The organism is Streptomyces virginiae, assembly GCF_040638905.1.
GTDB classification, from domain to species: Bacteria; Actinomycetota; Actinomycetes; order Streptomycetales; family Streptomycetaceae; genus Streptomyces; species Streptomyces virginiae_B.
The window spans coordinates 52,151-77,887 of record NZ_JBEZYV010000029.1; the positions used below are offsets into that span (position 1 = coordinate 52,151).

The 25,737-nt window shown below is 70.4% G+C and carries 21 protein-coding genes and 1 tRNA gene; 12 read left to right on the forward strand and 10 right to left on the reverse strand.

The window, feature by feature from the left end; translation table 11 throughout:
• Window positions 1-177 precede the first annotated feature (177 nt).
• From AB0F82_RS29505 to AB0F82_RS29530, 6 genes are all read left to right on the forward strand, one after another.
• Window positions 178-360 carry a hypothetical protein gene (locus AB0F82_RS29505; protein ID WP_362632788.1) on the forward strand — a complete coding sequence of 61 codons (183 nt, stop codon included), beginning with the start codon at window positions 178-180 and terminating at the stop codon, window positions 358-360.
• Window positions 361-983: 623 nt separating this feature from the next.
• Entirely contained in the window at window positions 984-1,340 is a 357-nt protein-coding gene (locus AB0F82_RS29510; protein WP_356812111.1) for a chorismate mutase, read from the forward strand.
• Window positions 1,341-1,372: 32 nt separating this feature from the next.
• Window positions 1,373-3,886, forward strand: a complete 2,514-nt coding sequence (gene pepN / locus AB0F82_RS29515) for an aminopeptidase N (protein WP_362632733.1) — start codon at window positions 1,373-1,375, stop codon at window positions 3,884-3,886.
• 412 nt (window positions 3,887-4,298) lie between these two features.
• Entirely contained in the window at window positions 4,299-5,681 is a 1,383-nt protein-coding gene (locus AB0F82_RS29520; RefSeq protein WP_362632735.1) for a pyridoxal phosphate-dependent decarboxylase family protein, read from the forward strand.
• Window positions 5,678-7,087, forward strand: coding sequence for a lysine N(6)-hydroxylase/L-ornithine N(5)-oxygenase family protein (locus tag AB0F82_RS29525; RefSeq protein WP_362632737.1), 1,410 nt, complete (start codon window positions 5,678-5,680; stop codon window positions 7,085-7,087). The genes AB0F82_RS29520 and AB0F82_RS29525 overlap by 4 nt, the downstream gene beginning before the upstream one ends.
• Before the next feature lie 102 nt (window positions 7,088-7,189).
• A complete protein-coding gene (locus tag AB0F82_RS29530; protein WP_362632739.1) occupies window positions 7,190-8,689 on the forward strand; it encodes a hypothetical protein in 1,500 nt (499 codons plus the stop codon).
• Window positions 8,690-8,752: 63 nt separating this feature from the next.
• Here AB0F82_RS29530 and AB0F82_RS29535 read toward each other — a convergent pair whose 3' ends face one another.
• Window positions 8,753-10,555: a bifunctional metallophosphatase/5'-nucleotidase gene (locus AB0F82_RS29535; protein ID WP_356812116.1), complete on the reverse strand. Its 1,803-nt coding sequence runs from the start codon at window positions 10,553-10,555 to the stop codon at window positions 8,753-8,755.
• Between the two features lie 128 nt (window positions 10,556-10,683).
• Between AB0F82_RS29535 and AB0F82_RS29540 the strand changes: the two genes are divergently transcribed.
• From AB0F82_RS29540 to AB0F82_RS29560, 5 genes are all read left to right on the forward strand, one after another.
• Complete coding sequence (locus tag AB0F82_RS29540) at window positions 10,684-11,388, forward strand: SIMPL domain-containing protein (protein ID WP_362632741.1); 705 nt, start codon at window positions 10,684-10,686, stop codon at window positions 11,386-11,388.
• 146 nt (window positions 11,389-11,534) lie between these two features.
• Complete coding sequence (gene pyk, locus AB0F82_RS29545; RefSeq protein ID WP_362632743.1) at window positions 11,535-12,962, forward strand: pyruvate kinase; 1,428 nt, start codon at window positions 11,535-11,537, stop codon at window positions 12,960-12,962.
• An 82-nt stretch (window positions 12,963-13,044) separates the two neighbouring features.
• Window positions 13,045-13,716 carry a hypothetical protein gene (locus AB0F82_RS29550; protein WP_362632745.1) on the forward strand — a complete coding sequence of 224 codons (672 nt, stop codon included), beginning with the start codon at window positions 13,045-13,047 and terminating at the stop codon, window positions 13,714-13,716.
• Window positions 13,717-13,734: 18 nt separating this feature from the next.
• Complete coding sequence (locus tag AB0F82_RS29555; RefSeq protein WP_362632747.1) at window positions 13,735-14,193, forward strand: MarR family winged helix-turn-helix transcriptional regulator; 459 nt, start codon at window positions 13,735-13,737, stop codon at window positions 14,191-14,193.
• A 50-nt stretch (window positions 14,194-14,243) separates the two neighbouring features.
• Window positions 14,244-14,831: a GNAT family N-acetyltransferase gene (locus AB0F82_RS29560; RefSeq protein WP_362632749.1), complete on the forward strand. Its 588-nt coding sequence runs from the start codon at window positions 14,244-14,246 to the stop codon at window positions 14,829-14,831.
• Between the two features lie 119 nt (window positions 14,832-14,950).
• Here the strand turns inward: AB0F82_RS29560 and AB0F82_RS29565 are convergent.
• Window positions 14,951-15,023, reverse strand: a tRNA-Leu gene (locus tag AB0F82_RS29565).
• Window positions 15,024-15,122: 99 nt separating this feature from the next.
• Here AB0F82_RS29565 and AB0F82_RS29570 point away from each other — a divergent pair.
• On the forward strand, window positions 15,123-15,776 hold the full coding sequence (locus tag AB0F82_RS29570) for an ANTAR domain-containing response regulator (RefSeq protein ID WP_356812124.1): 654 nt from the start codon (window positions 15,123-15,125) through the stop codon (window positions 15,774-15,776).
• Between the two features lie 73 nt (window positions 15,777-15,849).
• Here AB0F82_RS29570 and AB0F82_RS29575 read toward each other — a convergent pair whose 3' ends face one another.
• From AB0F82_RS29575 to AB0F82_RS29610, 8 genes are all read right to left on the reverse strand, one after another.
• On the reverse strand, window positions 15,850-16,566 hold the full coding sequence (locus AB0F82_RS29575; protein WP_046775340.1) for an ABC transporter ATP-binding protein: 717 nt from the start codon (window positions 16,564-16,566) through the stop codon (window positions 15,850-15,852).
• Entirely contained in the window at window positions 16,563-17,612 is a 1,050-nt protein-coding gene (locus AB0F82_RS29580; RefSeq protein WP_362632791.1) for an ABC transporter ATP-binding protein, read from the reverse strand. Before AB0F82_RS29580 ends, AB0F82_RS29575 begins: the two co-directional genes overlap by 4 nt.
• 5 nt (window positions 17,613-17,617) lie before the next feature.
• On the reverse strand, window positions 17,618-19,342 hold the full coding sequence (locus AB0F82_RS29585; RefSeq protein ID WP_362632794.1) for a branched-chain amino acid ABC transporter permease: 1,725 nt from the start codon (window positions 19,340-19,342) through the stop codon (window positions 17,618-17,620).
• A gap of 5 nt (window positions 19,343-19,347) precedes the next feature.
• Window positions 19,348-20,280 carry a branched-chain amino acid ABC transporter permease gene (locus AB0F82_RS29590; protein WP_030846419.1) on the reverse strand — a complete coding sequence of 311 codons (933 nt, stop codon included), beginning with the start codon at window positions 20,278-20,280 and terminating at the stop codon, window positions 19,348-19,350.
• 108 nt (window positions 20,281-20,388) lie between these two features.
• Window positions 20,389-21,621 carry a branched-chain amino acid ABC transporter substrate-binding protein gene (locus AB0F82_RS29595; protein WP_136234319.1) on the reverse strand — a complete coding sequence of 411 codons (1,233 nt, stop codon included), beginning with the start codon at window positions 21,619-21,621 and terminating at the stop codon, window positions 20,389-20,391.
• 542 nt (window positions 21,622-22,163) lie between these two features.
• Window positions 22,164-22,565 carry a hypothetical protein gene (locus tag AB0F82_RS29600; RefSeq protein WP_362632753.1) on the reverse strand — a complete coding sequence of 134 codons (402 nt, stop codon included), beginning with the start codon at window positions 22,563-22,565 and terminating at the stop codon, window positions 22,164-22,166.
• A gap of 233 nt (window positions 22,566-22,798) precedes the next feature.
• The gene (locus AB0F82_RS29605; RefSeq protein WP_362632754.1) at window positions 22,799-23,290 is read right to left on the reverse strand and encodes a PaaI family thioesterase; all 492 of its coding nucleotides are present in this window, start codon (window positions 23,288-23,290) and stop codon (window positions 22,799-22,801) included.
• A gap of 54 nt (window positions 23,291-23,344) precedes the next feature.
• Window positions 23,345-25,615 (reverse strand): FdhF/YdeP family oxidoreductase, encoded by a 2,271-nt coding sequence (locus AB0F82_RS29610; RefSeq protein ID WP_362632756.1) that lies wholly within the window; start codon window positions 25,613-25,615, stop codon window positions 23,345-23,347.
• Window positions 25,616-25,737: the final 122 nt, after the last annotated feature.

The window sequence follows — 25,737 nt, forward strand, 5'->3', positions numbered from 1 at the left end:
GGGCGACGCGGGGCAGGCGGCGCACGGCGATCAGCGCGGTCGTCGCGGACGACCGGGAGATGATCGCAACCGGCTTCCGGACGATCCTCGAAAGCCGGTCGGACATCGAGGTCCTCGCCGACGGCGTCGACGGAGAGGCCAGCCCCCGCAGCCGTCGCCGAGCATCGCCCCGACGTCCTGCTCCCCGTCATCCGCATGCCGGGACTCGACGGCTCCGAGACCACCCGGCGCCTGTCCGCCAGCGACCGGCCACGCATCGTCATCGTCACCACCTTCGGCCTCGACGAGTACGTCCGCGCGGCGCTCCACGGCGAAGCAGCCGGCTCCCCTCAAGGACGCAGACCCGGCCACGCTGGTTGAAGCCGTACGGGCGGCAGCCGTCGGCGGCTCCCTCCTCCCACCGGCGGACGCGACGTCGTACGCCGCCTCGCCCGCGGCATGACCAACGCCGAGATCGCCGGCGAGCTCTACGTCTCCCTCCCACGTCCGTCACGACCCACCCGGCGTCGGGATGGCCGCATGGCCCGGGCGGGCGGCCCGGCCGCCACAACGGCGTGACCGCATCCCGCACCACCCCGCGCCGCGCCCGGCCGGAGCCGGCCCCGCCGGCGTGCCAGGCGCGGAGTTCGGGGCGGAGCCCCGGGCAGCCGCGGCGCAGCGGCCCGCCGCAGGGCGGGCCCACACGGGCGCCCGCACCGCCGCGACGGTCACCGCACCGGGTCCGGGCCGGAGCCCGGGGGCCATCGGCAGAGCCGGGAGCGACCGGTGACCCCCTCGACGTTCTGGGCCCGCACCTACCCGCACGCCGCTCCCTGGTTCCGCCTCCTGCCCTCCCGAAAGGCCCGCGGCGGCCACCTCACCGCAGGCCCCGGCCCGGAAGGCGGCCGGCCGCCACCGCGGTCCCACCCCGGTGACCCGGCCGCCGTCTCACAGGCCGACTACCCCCGCGACCTGCGGGCCCGCGCCACGTATTCTCGGGAACCATGAACATCAGCGACCTCGACAACGGCACGGGCAACGGCCAGGGCCCCGCCGCCGACGGCATCGACGAGAGCGTCACCGCCGAGCTCGCCCGCCTGCGGGACAGCATCGACAACATCGACGCGGCCGTGGTCCACATGCTCGCCGAGCGCTTCAAGTGCACCCAGCAGGTCGGCCACCTCAAGGCACGCCACCAGCTGCCCCCCGCCGACCCGGGCCGCGAGGCCAGCCAGATCGCCCGGCTCCGCCAGCTCGCCGAGAACGCCAAGCTCGATCCCGCCTTCGCCGAGAAGCTCCTCAACTTCATCATCGCCGAGGTCATCCGCCACCACGAGACGATCGCCGCCGGCGAAGAGTAGACGCTCGGGGTCCGGCCGCCCACTGGGGCAGCATGGGCCCCATGTCCGCACTGACGCGCAACGAAGCGCAGCTCCGAGCCCAGCTCCTCGACGTCCACGACTACGTCGTCGGCCTCGACCTCACCACCGGCGACGACACCTTCGACTCCACCACCACCATCCGGTTCACCGCCCGCTCCGCCGGCGAGACCTTCGTGGAGCTGAAGCCCGAAGAACTGCGCTCCGCCACCCTCGACGGCCACCCCCTCGATCCGGCGACCCTCGACGACAACCGCCTCCCGCTCGCCCTCGCGCCGGGCGACCACGAGCTGCGCGTCCACGCCCGCATGCGCTACTCCCGCACCGGCGAAGGCCTGCACCGCTTCACCGACCCCGCCGACGGCGAGACCTACGTCTACAGTCAGATGTTCCTCGACGACGTCCAGCGCGTCCTGGCCGCCTTCGACCAGCCCGACCTCAAGGCCGTCTTCCAGTTCACCGTGACCGTCCCCGCGCACTGGACCGTCCTCGCCAACGGCGTCACCACCCGCCTCGCCGACCGCGACACCGACGGGGCCGGCATCTGGCAGTCCGCCCCCACACCCGTCATCTCCACCTACCTCGCCGCCGTCGCCGCAGGCCCCTGGCACAGCGTGACCACCGAACACGCCGGCCTGCCCTTCGGCATCCACTGCCGCCAGTCCCTCGCGCCCCACATGGACGCCGACGCCGACGAGATCCTCTCCATCACCACGGCCTGTTTCGACCGCTACCAGGTCAAGTTCACCGAGCCCTACCCCTTCGACTCCTACGACCAGGCCTTCGTCCCGGAATTCAACGCCGGCGCCATGGAGAACCCCGGCCTCGTCACCTTCCGCGACGAATTCATCTACCGCTCCGCCGTCACGGACACCGAACGCGAGTCCCGCGCCATGGTCATCGCCCACGAGATGGCCCACATGTGGTTCGGCGACCTCGTCACCCTCGCCTGGTTCGCCGACATCTGGCTCAACGAGTCCTTCGCCGAATACATGGGCTACCAGACCCTCACCGAAGCCACCCGCTTCACCGACACCTGGACCGCCTTCGGCGTCACCCGCAAACCCTGGGGCTACGAAGCGGACCAGCGCCCCTCCACCCACCCCGTCGCCCCCGAAGACGTCCCCGACACCGCCTCCGCGCTCCTCAACTTCGACGGCATCTCCTACGCCAAGGGCGCCTCCGCCCTGCGCCAACTCGTTGCCTGGCTCGGCGAGAAGGACTTCCTGGCCGGCATCAACACCCACTTCGCCCGCCACAGGTTCGCCAACGCCTCCCTCGCCGACTTCATCGACTCCCTCGCCGCCCACACCGAACGCGACGTCCGCGGCTGGGCCGACGCATGGCTGCGCACCACCGGCATCGACACCCTCACCCCGCGCATCGAGGACGCTCCCGAAGGCACCGCCGGCTGGACCCTCACCGTCGACCGCGACGGCAGCCGCCCCCACCACATCGCCGTCGGCGTCTACGACCGCGACCCCGTGGACAGCCGCAACCTGGAACTGCGCGAACTCTTCGACCTCGACGTCCCCTCCGACGAGGTGGTCTCGACGAGCGGCGCACGCCCCGCACTGCTCCTCCTCAACGACGCCGACCTCACCTACGCCAAGATCCGCCTCGACGGAACCTCCCTCGAAACGGTCCTGCGCGGCCTCTCCGGCATCCCCGAAGCCCTCACCCGCGCCGTCGTCTGGAACTGCCTGCGCGACATGGTCCGCGACGGCGAACTCGCCCCGCAGGACTACCTGAACGCCGCCGAAGCGCACCTGCCCGCCGAACGCGACCTCGCCATCGTCCAGGGCGTCCTCGCGTTCGCCCGCACCGAGATCGCCGTCCGCTACCTCGCCCCCGGGAACCGCACGGCCGCGCTCGCCACCCTCACCGCCATCGCCCGCGACCTCCTGCGGCGCACCGAGGACGGCTCGGAGCCAGGCATGCGGCTGACCGCCGTACGCACTCTCGTGGGCAGCGCCACCCAGCCCGACACCATCGCCGCCTGGCTCGCCGACGACACCGTCCCCGGGGGGCCCGCACTCGACCCCGAACTGCGCTGGCGCATCCTCGGCCGCCTCGCCGTCCTCGGCGCCGTCGGCGAGACCGACATCGACGCCGCCCTCGCCGCCGACCCCAGCGCCACCGGAGAAGAAGGCGCCGCACGCTGCCGCGCCGCCCTCCCCACCCCGGAGGCCAAAGCCGCCGCCTGGAACCGCCTCTTCAACGACGACAGCCTGTCCAACTACCTGTTCAGCGCCACCGCCCAGGGCTTCTGGCAGCCCGAACAGAGCGACCTCACCGCCGAGTACGTGACCCGCTACTACCCCGACGCCGTCGCCCTCGGCGCCCGCCGCGGCCCCGCCATCGGCGAAGCCGCGGGCCGCTACGCCTTCCCCGTCTACGCGGTCGACGAGGCCAACCTCAAGGCCGGCCAGGCCTGCCTCGCCGACCCCGGCATCATCCCGCTCCTGCGCCGCAAGCTCGTCGACCAACTGGACGACCTGTCGCGCGCGATCCGCATCCGCCGTTAGCCCTGCGTGGCGGCTCGGCGGAACGGGGGCCGGGCCCAGCCCCGACCCCGGCGGGGGCGCCGGGGTCGCGCGGCCGGTGACGGGGGCGGGGTGGGCGCTGTCCGGGACGTAGAACGTGATGTGTTGCGCGGTAGGAGCCCGTACGGGCCACTCGGCCCGGGGCGCCATACATCATGCAGTCCCGGACGGCGCCCCACCCCGCCCCCGGCACCGGCCCCCAGGCCTCGGCGATTCGGAACAAACCCCGGCGGTTACCCCATTCGGGTCTGATCGTTGTACTGGCAGGGTGCCCCCCGCCGCACCCAGGCCAGCACCGGGACGACAGCGCCGCCAGGCACACCCCGGCCAGCCCCCGGAGGTCCCGTTGACAGCGCCGCACGGCACCCGGCATCCCGGCCGGCCGGAAGTACCCATGACAGCGCCGCACGGCACCGCGCTCGCCGGCGGAGCGCACGGCCCCCACGCCCTGCGCCCCCTCCTCGACACCGTCCTCGACGCCCTCCGCACCGGCGCCGCCGAACGCCGCGGCCCCCTCCCCGCCGGCGGCCCCGACGCCGTCAGCGCCCGCGTCAGAGCCGCACTGGGCGACGTACTGCCCGACCACGGAACCGGCGACCACGAAGCCCTGCGCACCCTCGTCCACGCCCTCGCCGCCGGCGCCGCGGACCCCGCCCACCCCCTCTGCGCCGCCCACCTGCACTGCCCGCCGCTCGCCGTCGCCGCCGCCGCGGACCTCGCCGCCAACGCCCTCAACCCCTCCCTCGACTCCTGGGACCAGGCCCCCGCCGCCTCCACCCTCGAAGCCGAACTCATCCGTACCCTGGCCGCCGAGTTCTACGACACCCCCCACCCCGACGCCCTCGTCACCACCGGCGGCACCGAAGCCAACCAACTCGCCCTGCTCCTCGCCCGCGAACGCCACGGCCCCCGCCTCACCGTGCTGCACGGAGCCAACGCCCACCACTCCGTTCCCCGCGCCGCCTGGCTCCTCGGCCTGCCCCCGGCCACCGAACTCCCCACGCCCACCGGCGTCCTCGACCCCGCCCGCCTCGCCGAAGCCCTCGCCGCCACCCCCGGCCCCACCCTCGTCACCGCCACCGCCGGCACCACCGACGCCGGACTCATCGACCCCCTCCCCGCCATCGCCGACCTCTGCGACCACCACCGCGCCGACCTCCACGTCGACGCCGCCTACGGCGGACTCCTCGCCCTCAGCCCCCGCCACCGGCACAAACTCGCAGGCCTTGGCCGCGCCCACTCCCTCACCGTCGACCTGCACAAACTCGGCTGGCAGCCCGTCGCCGCAGGACTCCTCACCGTCCCCGACACCGCGCTCCTGGCCCCCCTCGCCCACCAGGCCGACTACCTCAACGCCCCCGACGACACCGAAGCCGGACTGCCCGACCTCCTCGGCCGCTCCCTGCGCACCACCCGCCGCCCCGACGCCCTCAAGATCGCCGCAACCCTGCGCTCACTCGGCCGTGACGGCCTCACCCACCTCATCGACCGCACCTGCGAACTCGCACACCACCTCGCCCAGCGACTCGACGCCCACCCCGGCTTCGAACTCCACTCGGCACCCACCATCAGCACCGTCCTCTTCCGGCCCACCCACGCCACCGACGACGAACTCGCCACCCAGCGCCGTGCCCTCCTCCACCAAGGCCGCGCCGTCCTCGGCCGCACCCACGCCGACGGCCGCCTGTGGCTCAAAGCCACCCTGCTCAACCCGCACACCACGGCGGGAGACCTGGACACCCTCATCGCCCACCTGGAAGGCAGCACCCACCGATGACCGCCCAGCTCGATGCACCCCACGACCTCGTCGGAATCGGCATCGGACCGTCCAACCTGTCCCTCGCCGCCCTCGCCCACGGCCTCCCCCACCAAGGAGCGGGCGAACTCGCCACCGTCTTCTACGAGCAGCGCCGCGACTTCCGCTGGCACCCCGGACTCCTCATCGAAGGCGCCACCCTCCAAGTCCCCTTCCTCGCCGACCTCGTCACCCTCGCCGACCCCGCCAGCCCCTGGAGCTTCCTCAGCTACCTCAAGCACAAGGAACGGCTCTACCCCTTCTACTTCGCCGAGCAGTTCCACATCCACCGCGCCGAATACGACGCCTACTGCCGCTGGGTCGCCGGCCGCCTCCCCGGCCTCCACTTCGGCCACCAGGTCGACGCCGTCCGCTGGAACCCCGAACGCGACCTCTTCGAAGTCGACTACACCCAACTCGACCCCGCAGGCGAAGCCGAAGCCCTCGGCCGCACCTACACCCGCAACCTCGCCCTCGGCATCGGCACCGCCCCCCACATCCCCGAACCCCTGCGCCCCCTCGCCGAAGCCCCCACCGTCCCCGTCATCCACTCGGCCGACTACCTGGACAACCGCCAGCGCATCCTCGGCGCCGAACACGTCACCGTCATCGGCTCGGGGCAGTCCGGGGCCGAAGTCTTCCTCGACCTGCTCCGCGCCCGCCCCACCGGCCGCGAACGGCTCACCTGGCTCGCCCGCACCCCCTCCTTCGCCCCCATGGAGTACTCGAAGCTCGGCCTCGAACACTTCACCCCCGACTACACCCGCTACTTCCACTCCCTCCCCGAACCCGTACGCGACCACCTCGTCCCCGCCCAATGGCAGCTCCACAAGGGCATCGACACCGCCACCATCGCCGCCATCCACGACGAGCTCTACCGCCGCACCCTCCACGGCGGCTGGCCCGACGCCGTCCTCACCCCCGGAGTCACCGTCCGCACCGCCGGACGCGTCGCCACCACCAAGGTCGAGCTCCACCTCGAACACGCCGAACAGGGCGCCCGCTCCCGCCTCATCACCGACGCCGTCGTCCTCGCCACCGGCTACAAGGAACGATCCCTCACCCGCCTCCTCGCAGGCCTCGACCCCTACCTGCGCAAGGACTCCTCCGGCCGCCCCCGCATCGACGACCGCTACCGGATGATCCTCGACCCCTCCGTCAGCGGCAGCATCTTCGTCCAGAACGGCGAACGCCACACCCACGGCGTCGGCGCCCCCGACCTGGGCCTCGCCGCCTGGCGCAGCGCCGCCATCCTCAACACCCTCACCGGCAAAGAGGCCTACCCCCAGCCCCCGCGCACCGCCTTCACCACCTTCGGCCTCGAACAGCGCGAGCACACCCGCCCCCGCCCCGCGGTCGAACTGCTCCCGCTCGTCGACCACCCCTAGGGGGCGTCTTGTCGATCAGGCCGGATCGACAGCAGACCCCCCGGGCCCCTTCCGGCGGCCCCCTCGGCCAACCGCACCTGACCTGCGGCTATCGTCGCCGTCATGCAGCGCACCAGTGCCGACGGGGTCACCGTCCTGTGGCAGGCCGCCCCAGCCCCGGGCCCCCTCACCGCGGTCCTCTCCTTCGGCACCGGGCTGCGGGACGAAACCGCCCCCACCCTCGGCGCCGCCCACCTCGTCGAAGCCCTCGTGACGACGCACCTCGGCAGGCGGCCCCACGAGTTCACCAGCTCCGTCGAGGAGGAGGCGACCCACTTCGTGGTCGAAGGCACCCCCCAAGAGGTCACCGGCTTCCTCCACACCGTCTGCAGCGCCCTCCGTGACCTGCCGACCCAGTACATGGAGCACGCCACCCGCCTCCTCGGCCTCCACCCGCCCCGCACCTGCGACCACCGCGGCGCCGAACCCCTCAGCGCACGCTACGGGCCCCACGGCCTCGGCCTCGTCCTGCACCACGACCCCGACATGTACGCCCGGCTCACCCCCGACGCCGTCCGCACCCACGCCGCCGCCCACTTCACCCGCGGCAACGCCGTCCTCGCCCTCGACGGCCCCCCACCCGCCGGACTCACCCTCCCGCTGCCCGACGGCCCCCGCCCCGACCGGTCCGCTCCCCGCCTGCGCGCCGGCGTACCGGGAACCTGGCAGCACCGCCTGGTCGACACCGTCTCCCTCCTCCTGACCTCACGGGCCCACGAACCCGCCGCCGTCGCCGCCTGCCACGTCCTGAGCCAACGCGTCGAGCACCTCACGCACCACACACGCGGCATCTCCGACGGCGTCACCCTCCACCGGTTCCTCCGCGACCGACTGACCCTCGACCGCGTCCTCGTCCTGCGCCCCGCCGACGGCCACGCCGAAGAAGCCGCCGACATCCTGTGGAACGAAACCCTGCGCCTCGCCCGACGAGGCCCCACCCGGCACGAGCTCGACACCTTCACCGAGCACGCGCGCGCCGAACTGCGCTGCCACGACGGACACTGCGGCCACGACCGCTGGACGTCCCTCCAACGCGCCCTCGAAAGCGAACACTTCGGCATCCCCTACCACGACCCCGGCACCCTCCTCGCGCAGCACGCCGCCGTCACCCCGCAGGAGGTCGCCGACCACCTGCAACGCGCCCTCACCGACGCCGTCCTCGTCGTGCCACCCCAGGTCTTCCCCCGGCCCGCCACCCCCGGCGGCACCCCGCTGCCCAACTCCACCTGCTGGCGCGTCCACGGTGAGCACCCCGGCACCCCCAGCGCCCCCGGCACCCGCTTCCGCAAGACCCCCCTCCGTCGCCTCATCACCCCCCGCCACGAAAGCGGCGAATACCTCCTCGCCCCCTGGGGCCTGGTCGTCCGCGACGGCAACCGCGACGAACACGACATCCGCTTCGACGAGATCGCCGTCATGCGACACGAAGGCCCCGGCCGCATCGTCCTCACCGGCTGCGGCTGCCACCTGCACATCCACCCGGACCACGTCGCACGCGGCGAACGCGTCATCGCCGCCCTCGACGCCGCCGTCCCGGCGCACCTCGTCCGCACCGACCCCTGAGAACACCGACGGGGCCGGCGCCCGCCGCCGCGGACACCGACCCCCGTCGAAAACGACCGCCGACTAGAACACCGGCACGCCCGCCCGCGTCAGCCGCCAGTCCACCGAGGCGAACTGCGCCGGGTCGATCGTCCCCTTCGCCTGCACCCACTGGATGATCGTGTTGCGGATCTCGTCCGAGTTCGACCACAGCTGCTTGGCCTGCGGCACGTGCGGGAAGTTCCCGCCACCCGACGCCCGGTAGTTGTTGACCGCCAGCACGAACTGCGCCGCCGGATCCACCGGCTTCCCCTGGAACGACAACCCCGAGATCCGCGAACCCGCCGGCTGCGCGATGTCGATGTCGTACGCCAGCCCGTACACCGCGTCGTAGTTGTAGTCCGGGATCGCATCGGCGTTCGTCAGCTTCGCCGGATCCACCGCATCACCCGGCGCCGTCCGCACGAAGTACCGCGCGGAGAACTCCAGGTAGTCCTTCAGCTGCGCACCCGTCAGCAGCCGGGCCTCCATCGTGTTCTCGAACGGGTACAGACCCGCCGCGTCCCGGATCGTCACCTGCCCGGCCGGGATCGCCGCCGTCCGCGAGAAGCACGAAGCCTGCGACAGCACCGGGAGCGCCGCCCACTGCGTACCCGCCAGAGCCGCCTTCACCGTCTCCGCCTGCACGTGGTTGATCAGATCGATGATCGCCACGTCCTTGACCGGACCCTCCGCGGACGACATCGCCTGCGTCGAGGTGCCGATCACCTGGTTCACGTACGCCACGACCTTGCGGTGCTCGTCCGACAGCAGCCGCGTGATCTTCGCGTCCTCCGCCACCGTGTTGGAGTTCAGCACCTTCGCCGCGACCTTCGCCACCGACCAGCGGCCCTTCTCCCACGCCAGCTCGAAGTCGAACAGCGTCAGGCGCTGCCCCCACTTCAGCGGCTCCGACAGCACCACGTCCTTGCCGGTCGCCTTGTTCTTCACCCGGTACTCCGGGATCTCCGTGTGCGCGTGACCCACCAGGATCGCGTCGATCCCCGGCACCTGCTCCGCCACCAGCGCCGCCGCGTTCTCGATGTACGGCAGCTGGTCACCGTACGACGACGTACCGCTCGACCCCGAATGCGCCGACACGATCACCACGTCCGCACCCATCGAACGCAGCCGCGGCACGTACTTCGCCGCCTGCTCCTCCAGGCCCGGGAACGTCATCTTCCCCTGCACGTTCGCCTTGTCCCACAGCGCGATACCGGGATTCGTCAGCCCCAGCACCGCCACCTTCACGTCGCGCCCGTGCGGGGTCCGCAACCGGTGCATGCTGTACGGCGCGAACGCCGGCCGCAGCGTCTTCGCATCCAGCGCGTTCGCCCCCAGCAGCGGGAAGTCGCACTGCTCCTCGAACTTCCGCAACACCGGAATGCCGTAATTGAACTCGTGGTTCCCCAGCGCCGCCGCGTCATAACCGATCGCGTTCATCGCCTGCGCCATCGGATGCACCGGACCACGCCGCGCCGTGATCGGATCGACCTTCGCGTAGTAGTACGACAACTGCGTGCCCTGGATGGTGTCACCCGCGTCGATGAGCAGCGTGTTGCACCGCCCCTTCTCCGCCCGCACCTGGTCCACCAGGGTCGAGATCTTCGCCAGACCGACGTCGTTGTGCGCCTTGTCGTCGAACTCCTTGTCCGTGAAGTAGTCCCAGTTGAAGACGTTCCCGTGCAGGTCCGTCGTCCCCATCACCGTGAACGCGTACGTCCGCGGCCCCTGCTTCTTCGCATCCTGCTGCGCGGCGGCGGCCGGGGTGCTCGTGGCCCCCGCCAACGCCACGGCCGCACCGGTCGCGGCCGTGGTCCCTATGAATGTCCTGCGGTCGAACGCCATGCCGTCTCCCCTTTTGAGGCGTGAACAACGCGCGTAGATTCTGACCCACTGGTAACAAGCCGCAACACCCCCGTCAGGTTTCGATCCGATGACCACACCCGAACGGGCGACAGTGCGAGAGTGAAACCATGACCCAGGACGCATCGCACCAGCCCTACGGCACCCCCGAAGTACCCCGCGTCGCCGTCCGCGGCGAAGCCCGCCTCGAAGTCGACCCCGAGATCGCCCGCATCGGCATCACCGTCAACGCCCGCGGCACCGACCGCCGCACCGCACTCGAAGACCTCACCCGACGCAACAACACCGTCCTCGACCTCATCAAGAGCTACGGCGACCCCGTCGAAAAACTCGAAACCGGCGCCCTCTCCATCACCCCCGAACTCACCCGCCACGGCCGCGCCGAACGCGTCCGCGCCTACCACGGCCGCGTCCACATCACCGCCGAACTCAGCGACTTCACCACCCTCGGCGAACTCACCACCCGCCTCGCCGACCTCGAACTCACCCAGGTCGACGGCCCCTGGTGGGCCCTGCGCCCCACCTCGCCCGCCCACGGCCAGGCCCGCCGCCAGGCCGTCCTCGAAGCCGTCCAGCGCGCCCGCGAATACGCCGAAGCGCTCGGCGCCCGCCTCGCCGCCCTCGTCGAACTCGCCGACCTCGGAACCGAGAACGCCGCCCCCTTCGCCGCCGCCCCCGGCGCCGGCATGCGCACCATGGCCTTCAGCGCCGCCGAGGACGCGGGCGGCCCCCCGCCGCTCGACCTCGAACCCCAGCGCCAGACCGTCTACGCCCAGGTGAACGCCCGCTTCACGATGACCCCGCCCCAACTCTGAAACGCGTACGAAACGGGCCCCCGGGGGTGCTCATCGGAGCACCCCCATGCACATTCAACAGTTGTCAACAACCTTTTGCGCAAAGGTTGTTGAGTGGACACCCGGAAGCGATTACCTACCCGTTGGTAGGGGAATACGCTCGCCTTATGCGCCGAGCGAAAATCGTATGTACCCTGGGCCCCGCCACCGACTCATACGACCAGATCAAAGCACTGGTCGAAGCCGGAATGGACATCGCCCGCTTCAACCTCAGCCACGGCACCTACGCCGAACACGAGGAGCGCTACCAGCGTGTGCGCAAGGCCTCCGACGAGACCGGCCGCAGCGTCGGCGTCCTCGCCGACCTTCAAGGCCCGAAGATCCGCCTCGGCCGCTTCCGCGAAGGACCCGTACTCCTTGAACGCGGCGACGACTTCACCATCACCGTCGAAGACCACGAAGGCGACCGCCACGCCTGCGGCACCACCTACAAGGGACTCGCCGCAGACGTCACCACCGGCGAACGCATCCTCGTCGACGACGGCCGCGTCACCCTCGAAGTCACCGCCGTGGACGGAGCCCGCGTCCACACCCGCGTCATTGAAGGCGGCATGGTCTCCGACCACAAGGGCCTCAACCTCCCCGGCGTAGCCGTCTCCGTCCCCGCCCTCTCCGACAAGGACATCGAAGACCTCCGCTGGGCCCTGCGCACCGGCGCCGACGTCATCGCCCTCTCCTTCGTCCGCAGCGGCCGCGACATCGAGGACGTCCACCGCGTCATGGACGAAGAGGGCCGCCGCCTCCCCGTCATCGCCAAAATCGAAAAGCCCCAGGCCGTCGACAACATCGACGACATCGTCGCCGCCTTCGACGGCATCATGGTCGCCCGCGGCGACCTCGGCGTCGAAATGCCCCTGGAGCAAGTCCCCATCGTCCAAAAGCGCGCCGTCAAACTCGCCAAGCGCAACGCCAAACCCGTCATCGTCGCCACCCAGATGCTCGACTCGATGATCGACAACTCCCGGCCCACCCGCGCCGAGGCCTCCGACGTCGCCAACGCCGTCATCGACGGCACCGACGCAGTCATGCTCTCCGGCGAGACCAGTGTCGGCAAACACCCCGTCGAAACCGTCCGCACCATGTCCCGCATCGTCGAAGCCGCCGAAGAGGACATCCTCGCCAAGGGCCTCCCGCCCCTCACCGACCGCAACAAGCCCCGCACCCAAGGCGGAGCCGTCGCCCGCGCAGCCGCCGAAATGGGCGACTTCCTCGACGCCAAATTCCTCGTCGCCTTCACCCAGAGCGGCGACACCGTCCGCCGCCTCTCCCGCTACCGCTCACCGATCCCCCTCCTCGCCTTCACCCCCGACCCGGCCACCCGCTCCCAGCTCAACCTCACCTGGGGCGTCGAAACCTTCCTCGGCCCCCACGTCGACTCCACCGACGCCATGGTCGCCCAGGTCGAAGAAGAACTCCTGCGCATCGGCCGCTGCGTGAGCGGTGACGTCGTCGTCATCACCGCCGGTTCACCCCCCGGCGTCACCGGCTCCACCAACCTCGTCCGCATCCACCACATCGGCGACGCCGTCCGCTGACCCGCTCCACCCCGCCCCCCACCACCCACCCCATCCCACCCCACCGCGCCGGAGCGCCCGGCGCGGTGCGGACAATCACCCCATGGACGTCATCGAGCTGCTCGAATCAGCCGCCCTCCTCACCCCCGAGGAGAAGGCCACCGACAACGACCTCACGGCGCGGGACGTCTGGGACCACCTCGCCCACGACGAGTGGGAAACCGCCCTCAACATCCTGGAAGAACTCGGGAACACGCCGCCCCGATCCCAGCACTTCTGGGAACAACTCGCCCAAGCCGCCGAGCAACTCCACCTCGCCCACAGCGCGGCCTGGTGCCGCTGGCGATCCGCCGAACTCCGCAACGGCATGATCCGGATCGACCTCACCCTCGGCGCACGCAGGGCACCGATCCCCGGACACGGCGTCCTACGCCCCGTATGGAACATCGGCAACCTCTCACCCACCGGCGAGCCGGCCGTGAACATCGCCGCCCTCTGGCTCGAAAACACCCCTTCCCTGGAACCCGGCGACCGCACCACCGCCCGCCTCGTCCCCCTCACCCCCGCCCACTGGAACCACGTCCGACCCGGCCAACGCATCACCATGCACGAAGGCCGTCCCGCGACCGCCACCGCAGTCGTACGGGAGGTCCACCCCCCTGGGTCGTGTCGTCAAAGTCCCCCCCTGACCGGCGGGGTCGCCGGCCCCGCCCTTGGGGCGGCCGACGCCACTTCGACGACACTCCCTACCGCCCTTGACCCCAAGCCCACTTGAGGTCCTACGGTCACCCGCATGACCACCGCCAAGCAGTACTCCCGGGCACAGCTCGCCGCCCAGCCCATCGGCTACTGGAGCCGCGAAGTCGCCAACCTGGCCATCGGAGCCCTCCGCACCGCCCTCGCCGAGGAGGACCTCACCCAGCCCCACTGGTGGACCCTCAACCACGTCGCCGGCGCCCCCGGCGCATGGACCCGCCCCACCCTCACCACGAAGCTCGCCCCGTACGACGACCAGCACACCGACTTCGACACCGTCTACGACGACCTCACCGCCCGCGGCTGGCTCGCCGAGACCACCGACGGCATGACGCTGACGGAGGCGGGCGAGGCGGGCCGCCTGCGCGCCCAAGCCCGCAACGCCAAGGTCCACACCGCGATGCGGCAGGGCATCGACGACGCCGAATACGCGGCCACCATCGACGTACTGCGCCGCATGGCCGGCAACCTCGGAGGTGACGGCGACCTGCCGTAACGTCGGAAAAGGGCTGGCGACGGGACCGGCGGCCGAGTAGGAAGGGCGCCATGAGCACTTCCATGAGGACGTTCGTCCGCACCACGCTCGACCTGGGCGACGCGACTCTCCACCCGTGGGGCCGCGATCCCGCCGGACCGGAGCGCCTGGACGACCTCGTCGCCGCCGCGGCCGACCCGACGATCGCCCTCTGGAACCCCCTCGCCGCGACCGACGGCAAAGCCGCCCAGACCTGGCTCGAAGCCCGCGAGGACGGCTGGGACCGGGGCGCGGGCGCCGCCTTCGCCGTCCTGGCCGCGACCGACGGCGCCCTGCTCGGCACCGTCAACCTCCGCTGGGTCGACCGGGCGGACGGCCTCGCCATGATCGGCTACTGGCTCCTCCCGGACGCGCGCGGCCGCGGCCTGGCCACCCGCGCCACCAGGGCCGTCACCACCTGGGGCTTCCACACGGCCGGTGCCCGCCGCATCGAACTCGCCCACGCCACCGGGAACGAGGCATCCTGCCGCGTCGCCCACCACTGCGGCTACCTCCCCGAAGGCACCCTGCGCGAGTCCCACCTCTTCGGAGACGGCCTCCACCACGACGAACACCTGCACGCCCGCCTGTCCACCGACCCGGAAGACATCGAGGGATAGTGCTCCGCAATCGGGAGCCTCGCCGGCCTTCGCCCGGTTGGCCGCAATTCGAAGTTTCGTTCACCGGGACGAGTGAAGATCGCTGAATTATCCTCGCGACCTTGAAATTGAAGGAGAAGTACCCCGGGTCGGATTCGAACCGACGCTGAATGGGTTTTGAATCCATTGCCTCTACCGCTGGGCTACCGGGGCCCCTTCGAAATGAAGGATACAGAAGACCCTCCGTGTCACAAACATACAGGAGCTAGGTAGGCTCGGGGGAGCTGAATCGCCTTGCAACAAGGAGCCCCCGTGACCGCCGAGCACGAGTCGACGCCCACGCCCGACGCCGACCAGTCGCACGTTCCGCCGTTGACGACCCGGGTCGTCATCGCCGAGGACGAGGCGCTCATCCGTCTCGACCTCAAAGAGATGCTCGAAGAAGAGGGCTACTCCGTCGTCGGCGAGGCCGGCGACGGGCAGACGGCCGTCGAGCTCGCCCGCGAGCACCGGCCCGACCTGGTCATCCTCGACGTGAAGATGCCCGTCCTGGACGGGATCTCCGCCGCTGAGAAGATCGCGCAGGAGTCCATCGCGCCCGTCCTGATGCTGACGGCGTTCTCGCAGCGCGACCTCGTCGAGCGGGCCCGGGACGCCGGGGCCATGGCGTACCTCGTGAAGCCGTTCAGCAAGAGCGACGTGGTGCCGGCCATCGAGATGGCGGTGTCCCGGTTCGCCGAGCTGCGTGCTCTGGAGCAGGAGGTCGCGGACCTCTCGCAGCGGCTGGAGACCCGCAAGCTGGTCGACCGGGCGAAGAGCATCCTGCAGACGCAGTACGGGCTGACCGAGCCCGCCGCCTTCCGCTGGATCCAGAAGTCCTCCATGGACCGCCGGATGTCGATGCAGCAGGTCGCCGAGGTGGTCATCGAGGACGCCGAGGCGAAGAAGAAGGAGAGCGGGAAGTAGTTCCCCTCCCTTCGGTCCCCGGAACATGCGTGAGGCCCGCCTCCCCCGAGGGAGGCGGGCCTCACACGTTTCGTCAGTCCTCGCCGAGGTAGGCCTTGCGGACGTCCTCGTTGTGGAGGAGGTCCTGGCCGGTGCCCGAGAGGACGATCTTGCCGATCTCCATGACGTGCGCCTGGTCGGCGAGGGAGAGCGCCGCCTGGGCGTTCTGCTCGACGAGCAGGATCGTCATGCCCGAGGCCTTGAGCTCGGAGATGGTCGACATGATCTTCTGCATCATCAGCGGGGAGAGACCCATGGAGGGCTCGTCCAGCATGAGGAGCTTCGGCTGGCACATGAGCGCGCGCCCCATGGCGAGCATCTGCTGCTCACCGCCCGAGAGGGTGCCGGCGGCCTGCTTGCGACGCTCGCCCAGGATGGGGAAGAGGTCGTAGGCGCGCTGGATGTCCTTCTCGATGCCGTCCTTGTCGCTGCGGAGGAAGGCGCCGAGCTGGAGGTTCTCCTCGATCGTCAGCCGCGGGAAGATGTGGCGGCCCTCGGGGGAGTGAGCCAGCTTCAGGGCGACGATCTTGTGGGCGGGGACGCCGACGAGGGGCTGGCCGTCGAAGGTGACGCTGCCCGCGGTGGGCTTCAGGAGCCCGGAGAGGGTACGCAGGGTGGTCGTCTTGCCGGCGCCGTTGGTACCGACGAGGCAGACGATTTCGCCTTCGTTGACCTCGAAGGAGATTCCCTTGACGGCTTCGATCTTGCCGTAGGCGACCTTGAGGTCCTCGACCTTGAGCAGTGCGGTCACTTGGCCTCTCCTTCCGTGCTGGTGGTGCTGTCCGCGTCGCCCTCGGCCCCGGCGTCCGTGGCGGGTGCGTCGTCCGAGTCGGCCGCGGGGGCCTCGTCCTCGTCCGCGGCTTCCGCCTCGGTCCCGGCGTCGGCGTCGACCGCAGCCTCGGGCTCGGCCTCCGCTTCGGCTTCCGCCTCGGGCTCGGTCTGTGCCTCGGCGTGGGCTTCTGCCGCCTCGACCGCGGCGACCTCGGCCGCTCCCGGCTCGCCCTCGAAGGGGGTGCCGAGGTAGGCCGCGATGACGCGCTCGTCGCCCTGGACTTCGGAGGCGGTGCCTTCGATGAGCTTCTCGCCCTGGACGAGGCAGGCGACGCGGTCGCACAGGTTGAAGATGAAGCGCATGTCGTGCTCGATGACGAGTACGGCGATGCCCATGTCCCGGATCGCGAAGATGAGCTCTTCGGCGGCGCGGGTCTCCTGCGGGTTCATGCCGGCGGTGGGCTCGTCCAGGAGGATGAGACCGGGGTCGCTGGCGAGGGCGCGGGCGATCTCCAGCTTGCGCTGCTCGCCGTAGGGGAGGTTCTTCGCGAGGTGGTCGGCCTTGTGCTCCAGGCCGATGAACTCGAGGAGTTCCATGGCGCGTGCCTCGCTGGCGGCTTCGGCCTTCTTGAAGCCGGGGCCGCGCAGCAGGGCGGACCAGAGGCCTTCCTTCGTGCGGGTGTGGCGTCCGACGAGGACGTTCTCCATCACCGTCATGTTGTGGAAGAGCCGGATGTTCTGGAAGGTGCGGGCGATGCCGGCCTCGGTGACCCGGTGGGGCTTGGGCGGGAGGACCTTGCCCTTGTAGCTGACGGAGCCCTCGGTGGGGACGTACAGCCCGGTGAGGCAGTTGAAGAAGGTGGTCTTGCCGGCGCCGTTGGGGCCGATGAGTCCGACGATCTCGCCCGCGTTGACCTGGAGGTCGACGCCCTTGACGGCGGTGAGGCCGCCGAAGCGCATGGTGACGCCCTTGGCTTCGAGAACCGTGGTCTTGGTCTTGGTGGTGGTGTCCGTGGTGGTCGTCATGTTGTTCACGCCCCCGCCTTGGCGGTGGCCAGGTCCTGGGGGGCCTGGTCAGCGGTGTCGTCGTGGAACTCGAGCTGCGCGCGCTTGTTGGCGATGAGGCCTTCAGGGCGGAAGCGCATGAGCAGGATGAGGGCGATGCCGAAGGCGAGGAGCTGGTAGTCCTGGAGGAAGGCCAGCTTCGCCGGGATCAGGAAGAGGAGTGCGGCGCCGAGGATGGGGCCGCGGATGGTGCCCATGCCGCCGAGGATGACGGCGGCGAGGAGGAACGCGGAGTTCGGCGGGACGGGCCCGGCGAAGACGTAGTTCTCGGGGACGACCGTGGTGTTGACGTGTGCCTGGACGGTGCCGGCGAGGCCGGCGAGGGTGGCGCCGAGGGCGAAGGCGATGAGCTTGACCTTGAAGCCGTTGATGCCCATGGCTTCGGCGGCGGTCTCGTCCTCACGGATGGCGACCCAGGCGCGGCCGATGCGGCTGTTGCCGGCGCGGGCGAAGACCAGGACGACCAGGGCCATCACCAGCAGCATCAGGAAGTAGTAGTTGGCGTAGGCGCCGAGTTCGATGCCCGCGACGATGTGGGACTCGCCGAAGTTCCACCCGAAGATTTCGAGGTGGGGGATGTTCGGGATGCCGTTGGGGCCGTTGGTGACGTCCGGGCCGGAGGTGCCGTCGAGGTTGCCCATGGCGATGCGGAAGATTTCTCCGAAGCCGAGGGTCACGATGGCGAGGTAGTCGCCGCGCAGGCGCAGGGTCGGTGCACCGATGACCACGCCGAAGACGAGCGAGACGATCGCGCCGACGATGACCGCTGCCCAGAAGGGGAGGTGGATGCCGAAGGCGGAGGCGGTGCTGCCGGAGACCAGGGCGGCGGCGTAGGCGCCGACACCGAGGAAGGCGACGTATCCGAGGTCCAGGAGACCGGCGAGGCCGACGACGATGTTGAGGCCGAGGGCGACGGTCGCGAAGATCAGGATGTTGACCGCGATCAGCGTGTAGGTGTCGCCGCTCTGCTGGATGAACGGGAAGGCGATCGCGGCGGCCGCGGTGCCGAGGAGGGTGACCTGGCGGTTGTTCGCGGTGAGCACCGAGAAGCGGGCGAGGAGGCCCGACTTGTTCAGGGCGAGGGCCGCGAGGCCGACCATGATCAGGTAGGCGACGAAGAGCTGCGGTTCCTTGTCATCGGTGTCGATGCCGAAGGTGATGACGAAGAGGCCGAGGGCGAAGACGCCGGTGATGATGAGGATCTCGGCCCAAGAGGGCAGCTTGCTCTTGGCCGGGGCGGCCTTGCGGGTGTCGTCGGGGAGCTTGTACGCGGCGAGGGCCGGGACGAGGGAGCCGACGAGGGCGACGTAGGCGCCGGGTTCGAGGTTGACCACGCCGCCGAGGACGACGGTGATCGAGATGACCGTGAACCAGGTGGCGGCCAGGGTGCCGAGGGCCAGGAACCAGACGGCCTTGCGGGAGCCGGCGGGAGTGAGCCAGCTGAAGCCCTTGACGCCGAGTGCGGCGAGCGCGTGCACCAGGGTGAGGGCGGCGCCGGCCAGGGTGACGTACTGGAGGTCGGCGGGGCTGCCGTAGAAGGTGAGGTCGCCGGGGAAGTCGGCGGTCCACGTCCAGGCGAGGAAGGCGCTGACGATGGTGAGGAGGCTGCCACCGACGATCGCGTAGAGGAGCGCGGCGGGTGCGGGTGCCGTCTTCGCGGTCTGCGTCTGCGGGGTGGTGTTGGTGGTCATGGTTCTCACGCCCGATCCGTGACGCGCTGGCCGAGCAGGCCTTGGGGCCGCACGAGGAGGACGACGATGAGGAGTACGAAGGCCCAGACGTTGGACCAGGCTCCGCCGCCGAGCTGCTGCATGCCGGGGATCTCTTCGATGTAGGCGATCGAGAGGGCTTCGGCGAGTCCGAGGACGACGCCGCCGACCATGGCTCCGTAGATGTTGCCGATGCCGCCGAGGACGGCCGCGGTGAAGGCCTTGAGGCCGAGGATGAAGCCCATCTCGAAGTTGATCTGGCCCTTGTCGACGCCGTAGGCGACGGCTGCGACGGCGGCGAACGCGGCACCGATGGCGAAGGCCATGACGATGATGCGGTCGGTGTTGATGCCCATCAGCTTGGCGGTGTCGGGGTCCTGCGCGGTGGCCTGCATGGCGCGGCCGCTGCGGCTCTTCTGGACGAAGACGCCGAGGGCGAGCATGCAGAGCGGGGCGAGGATGAGGACGAAGAGGTCCGCACGCTGGATCGCGAGGCTGTCGGTGATCTTGAAGGCCGGGCCCGTGAACTCGGGGAAGCTGACGGCCTTCTTGGCGTCCGGGTAGAACTGCCAGACGAGCTGCTGGAGCGCGATCGAGAGGCCGATTGCGGTGATGAGGGGTGCGAGCCTTGGAGCGCTGCGCAGGGGGCGGTAGGCGAAGCGTTCGGCTGCGCATGCCACGGCGACGGAGCAGATGGCGCCGCCGACGATCATGACGGGTATCGCGATCAGCAGGGTGGTGCCGGTCGGGAGGATGGCGTAGGCGGTGAGCGCGCCGAAGCCGCCGATCATGAAGATCTCGCCGTGGGCGAAGTTGATGAGCTGGACGATGCCGTAGACCATGGTGTACCCGATGGCGATGAGGCCATAGAGAGCACCGAGGGCCAGGCCGTTGGCCAGCTGTTGCGGCAGTTCGTGCACCGCAGGGCCTCCGATGAGCGTGTCGGATAAGACTCCGCGCGAGGGCACTGTTTGCGCCCTCGCGCGGCGTTGGTTCAGGTGTTACGGGTGGTGCTGGGTGCTACGGGCTTACTGGTTGAAGGTGTCGCTCTTGACGTCGACCCACTTGCCGCCCTCGACCTTGTAGACCGTGAGCTGCTTGTTGGTGGTGTCGCCGTACTGGTCGAAGGCGACCTTGCCGGTCACGCCCTCGAAGGAGACCTTGCCGAGAGCCTCGACGACCTTGGCGCGGGCGTCGTCGGGGAGCTTGCCGCTGTTGGCGGCGACGACGGCCTTGACGGCCTGGATGACGGCCCAGCCGGCGTCGTAGGAGTAGCCACCGTAGGCGGCGTACGGGTCCTTGTAACCCTCGGCCTTGTAGTCCTCGATGAACTTCTTGGCGGTGTCCAGCTTCTCGACGGGGTAGCCGATGGAGGTGGCGAGGTCGCCCTCGTTGGCCTCACCGGAGGCGCTGATGAAGGCGGGGTCCTGGATGCCGTCGCCGCCCATGAGCGGGACGTTGGCGCCGGTCTTCTTGATCTGGTCGGCGAGCAGGCCGCCCTCGGGGTACTGGCCGCCGAAGTAGACGGAGTCGGCGCCGGAGGACTTGACCTTGTCGGCGGTGGAGGAGAAGTCGGTCTCCTTCACGGTGACGTGGTCGGTGCCGGCGACCTCGCCACCGAGCTTCTTGAACTCGTCGGCGAAGATCGCGGCGAGGCCGGCGCCGTAGGTCTGCTTGTCGTCGACGATGAAGACCTTCTTCTTGCCGGCGTCCTTGAAGAGGTACTGGGCGGCGAACTTGCCCTGGACCACGTCGGTGGCGGCGGTGCGGAAGTAGGTGTCGAAGCCGCGCTTGAACTCGCCCTTGCCCCAGTTGTCGCCCTGGCTGAGCGCGGGGTTGGTGTTGGCGGGGGAGACCTGCGCCAGCTTGGCGGAGGCGAAGACACCCTGCATCTGCTGGGCGACGCCCGAGTTCAGCGGGCCGACGACGCCGAGGACGTCCTTGTTGCCGACGAGCTTGGTGGCGTTGGCCTGGCCGGAGGCCGGGACGGCCTGGTCGTCGAGGGCCTCGACCTTGAACTCGATGCCCGGGACCTCGTTGTTCTTGTTGGCCGTCTTGGCCGCGAGGTCGACGGAGTTCTTGATGCCCTGACCGAGAGCGGAGAGGGATCCGGTGAGCGGGGCGTCGACGCCGATGACGACGACGGTCTTCTTGCCGCCGCTGTTGTCCTTGGAGCCTCCGTCGCGCGATCCGCAAGCGGTGAGGGTCAGTGCTCCCGTGGTGATCACGGTGGTGAGGATGAGCAAAGAACGGTGTCGCACGATTCTTCCTTTCCCTGGCGCGGCGCACTCTGTCGAGTTGCCGTTGGGTCGCCGGGCCGCACTGGAGAGGTCCACGGCCGTGCTGATTCGCGCTCTGCGGCGCGGTGACTGGCCGTGACTCTAGGGCCGAGGTGGCGAGCACCGGGAGGCGGGAAAGGAGGATGTGACGCTCTTGTTATGCCAAGGCCAAGAATGTGTGGTGAGAGTTAGAGCAAACCGGACATTTAGGTACCTCTAAGATTGTCCGCATCGTGAGAAATACCTGTTCCCCTAAGGGGCTTGAGGGCTCCATGCACCTGTCTTAGATCAAATTCAGCCGAATGTGGCTGCGTGTGTCCGAAAGAATCCGCGGGGTGGCCATTCTCAAGGGAAAAGACGGATTAAGACCGTCCTGGGCATTACGCAGAGTGATCATTGCGGCGGCGTGTCGGGACTGTGAAGGATCTTGTCCTGGGGATGGCAGGGCCCCTCACCTGCGGTTCGACCCCGCAGGGTCATGTGACCGGAAGCCGGACAGTGTGCTCGGAATGCGGTGACGCCGGTCACACCGGCGGACGCCAGTTCTCCGAACTGCGCGTCGCGCCGTCCTGTTCGGCGCAGCGCTGCGCGACGAGCCGGTCGATCAGCTCAAGTGCCTTGTTCCGCCCGGCAGTTCGTTCCTCGGCGCGCCCCGCGGCCACCGCGTCCTCGTGGATCGCGTACTGGTCGTTGGAAAGTCCCTTCTGTTCCCAGTCCAGGCCGGACCATTTGGTGCCCAGGAGGGTCTCCCTCGCCCAGTAGGACACCAGGCTCGTGCACACCTGTACGGGCGAGGCGGGGGTGGGGGCGGAGGAGCTCGGGGAACCCGCCGCGGAGGGTGGTGCGGAGGATGAGCACCCGGCCAGGGCGAGCACCGCGAGGAGGGTGTGGGCGGCGTACCGGGCCGTGCGTCGCATGGTCCCCATGGGGGGACGGTAGGCGGTGGCCCCCTGCGAGACAACAGATGTCGCCGCGAAGCGTGCGGACTGGCGGATTCCGGGCGGTCGCGGGCCGGGGAGGCGTGCCTGGGGGCGCCGGTGCCCGGGAGCGCCGGTGCCCGGGAGCGCCGGGACGGCGCAGGCCCGGATCCACCGCCCGTGAGGGTCGGGGTCCGGGCCTGGGGGCGCCCTGCGGCAGGGGTGCCGGGCTCTCGGCCGGGTCAGGATCCCGCGTGGGCCTCGGCGCCCCCGGCGACCTGGTCGACGTCGCGCAGCAGGCAGGTCAGGCGGGCGGTGCAGATCCGCTTGTCCTGCTCGTCGGTGATGACGATCTCGAAGGTGGTGGTCGAGCGGCCGCGGTGCACCGGGGTGGCGACGCCGGTGACGATGCCGCTGCGGGCGCCCCGGTGGTGGGTGCAGTTCAGGTCCACGCCGACGGCGATCTTGTTGATGCCGCCGTGCAACATGGCGCCGATCGAGCCGAGGGTTTCGGCCAGTACGGCGGAGGCGCCGCCGTGGAGCAGGCCGTAGGGCTGGGTGTTGCCCTTGACGGGCATGGTGGCGACGACGCGGTCGGCGGAGGCCTCCAGGATGCGGATGTCCATGCGCTCGCCCAGGTCGCCGGCCGAGAACAGCGCGGGCAGGTCGACGCCCAGGGCCGCGTACTCGTCGAGGACCTCCTGCGGGAACTTCACTGCGTGCTGCTCACCCATGGTCAGGCTCCGTTCGTCAACGCTCGTTAACCTTCATGTCCTGAGGTCGTTCTATCAGGCCGGTTCGAAGCGCACGACGACGGACTTGCTCGCCGGGGTATTGCTGGTGTCCGCGGTGGAGTCGAGCGGCACCAGCACGTTCGTCTCGGGGTAGTAGGCGGCGGCGCAGCCGCGGGCGGTCGGGTAGTGCACGACGCGGAATCCCGGTGCGCGCCGCTCCACGCCGTCCTGCCACTCGCTCACCAGGTCGGTGTACGAGCCGTCGGCCAGGCCGAGCTCCGCGGCGTCGGCGGGGTTGACCATGACGACGCGGCGGCCTCCGGTGATGCCGCGGTAGCGGTCGTCGAGGCCGTAGATGGTGGTGTTGTACTGGTCGTGGCTGCGCAGGGTCTGCAGGAGCAGCCGGCCCTGCGGGACCCGCGGGTATTCGACGGGCGCCGCGGTGAAATTGGCCTTGCCCGTCTTGGTGGGGAAGCGGCGTTCGTCGCGCGGGGCGTGGGGGAGGCGGAAGCCCTCGGGGCGGGCGGCGCGGGCGTTGAAGTCCTCGAAGCCGGGGACCACGCGGGAGATCCGGTCGCGGATGGCGGCGTAGTCGCGCTCGAACTGCTCCCAGGGGGTTGCGGAGGCGGTGCCGAGGACGGCGCGGGCCATGCGGGCCACGATCGCGGGTTCGGAGAGCAGGTGCGGGGAGGCGGGTGCGAGGTTGCCGCGGGAGGCGTGGACCATGCCCATGGAGTCCTCGACGGTGACGAACTGCCGGCCCGAGGCCTGGACGTCCTTGTCGGTGCGGCCGAGGGTGGGCAGGATCAGGGCGCGCCGGCCGGTGACCGCGTGGGAGCGGTTGAGCTTGGTGGAGACGTGCACGGTCAGGGCGGTGCGGCGGATCGCGGCCTCGGTGACGTCGGTGTCGGGGGTGGCACCGACGAAGTTGCCGCCCATGGCGAAGAGGACCTTGGCCCGGCCGTCGCGCATCGCCTGGATGGAGCGGACCACGTCGTAGCCGTGGCCGCGGGGCGAGGTGATGCCGAATTCCTTGTCGAGGGCGTCGAGGAAGGCGGGCGCGGGCCGTTCGAAGATGCCCATGGTGCGGTCGCCCTGGACGTTGGAGTGCCCGCGGACGGGGCAGACGCCGGCGCCGGGGCGGCCGATGTTCCCGCGCAGCAGGAGGAGGTTGACGACCTCGCGGATGGTGGCGACGGCGTGCTTGTGCTGCGTGAGGCCCATGGCCCAGCAGACGATGGTGCGCTTCGAGGCCAGGACCATGGCCAGCGCGCGCTCGATCTCGGGCCGGGTCAGACCGGTCGCGGTGAGGGTCTCGTCCCAGTCGGCCTCCTTCGCGGCGGCGGCGAGGTCCTCGTAGCCGTGGGTGTGCTCGCGGATGAAGGCCTCGTCGGTGGCGCCCTCGGTCTCGATGACGAGCTTGTTGAGGAGGCGGAAGAGGGCCTGGTCGCCGCCGATGCGGATCTGCAGGAAGAGGTCGTTGAGGGCGGTGCCCTTGAGCATGCCGAGCGGGGTCTGCGGGTTCTTGAACCGCTCCATGCCGGCTTCGGGCAGCGGGTTCACCGAGATGATCTTCGCGCCGGCGGTCTTGGCCCGCTCCAGGGCGGAGAGCATGCGCGGGTGGTTGGTGCCCGGGTTCTGCCCGGCGACGATGATCAGGTCGGCCTGGTGGAGGTCTTCGAGGGAGACGCTGCCCTTGCCGATCCCGATGGTCTCGGTCAGCGCGGAGCCCGAGGACTCGTGGCACATGTTGGAGCAGTCGGGCAGGTTGTTGGTGCCGAACTCGCGCGCGAAGAGCTGGAAGAGGAACGCGGCCTCGTTGCTGGTGCGGCCCGAGGTGTAGAAGAGGGCCTCGTCGGGGGAGCCGAGCGCGGTCAGCTCCTCCGCGATGACGGCGAAGGCGCGCTCCCAGCTGATCGCCTCGTAGCGGTCGCCGCCCTCGGGGAGGTACACGGGCTCGGTGATGCGGCCCTGCTGGCCCAGCCAATAGCCGGAGCGGGTGGCCAGGTCGGCCACGGGGTGCGCGGCGAAGAACTCCGGGGTGACCCGGCGCAGGGTGGCCTCCTCCGCGACGGCCTTGGCGCCGTTCTCGCAGAATTCGGCGGTGTGCCGCTTGTCGCCCTCGGGCCAGGCGCAGCCCGGGCAGTCGAAGCCGTCCTTCTGGTTGACCTTGAGAAGGGTGCGGGCGGTGCGGGCCAGACCCATCTGCTGGTGCGCGATCCGCAGGGTGTGGCCGATCGCGGGCAGGCCGGCGGCCGCGTGCTTGGGCGGTGTGACCTGCGGTGCGTCCTGTACCGGATCACCTGTGGGCGGCTTGGTCGCCATCGCGCTCCCCTTCGAGCGTACGTACGTCGCAGCACGGGTGGCCGCGTCCTTCGATCCTTGCACGACCCACGGGTACCGGGGGAGGCGGTCCGGTGTTCGCGGCGCCCCGGCCGGTGCGCCGG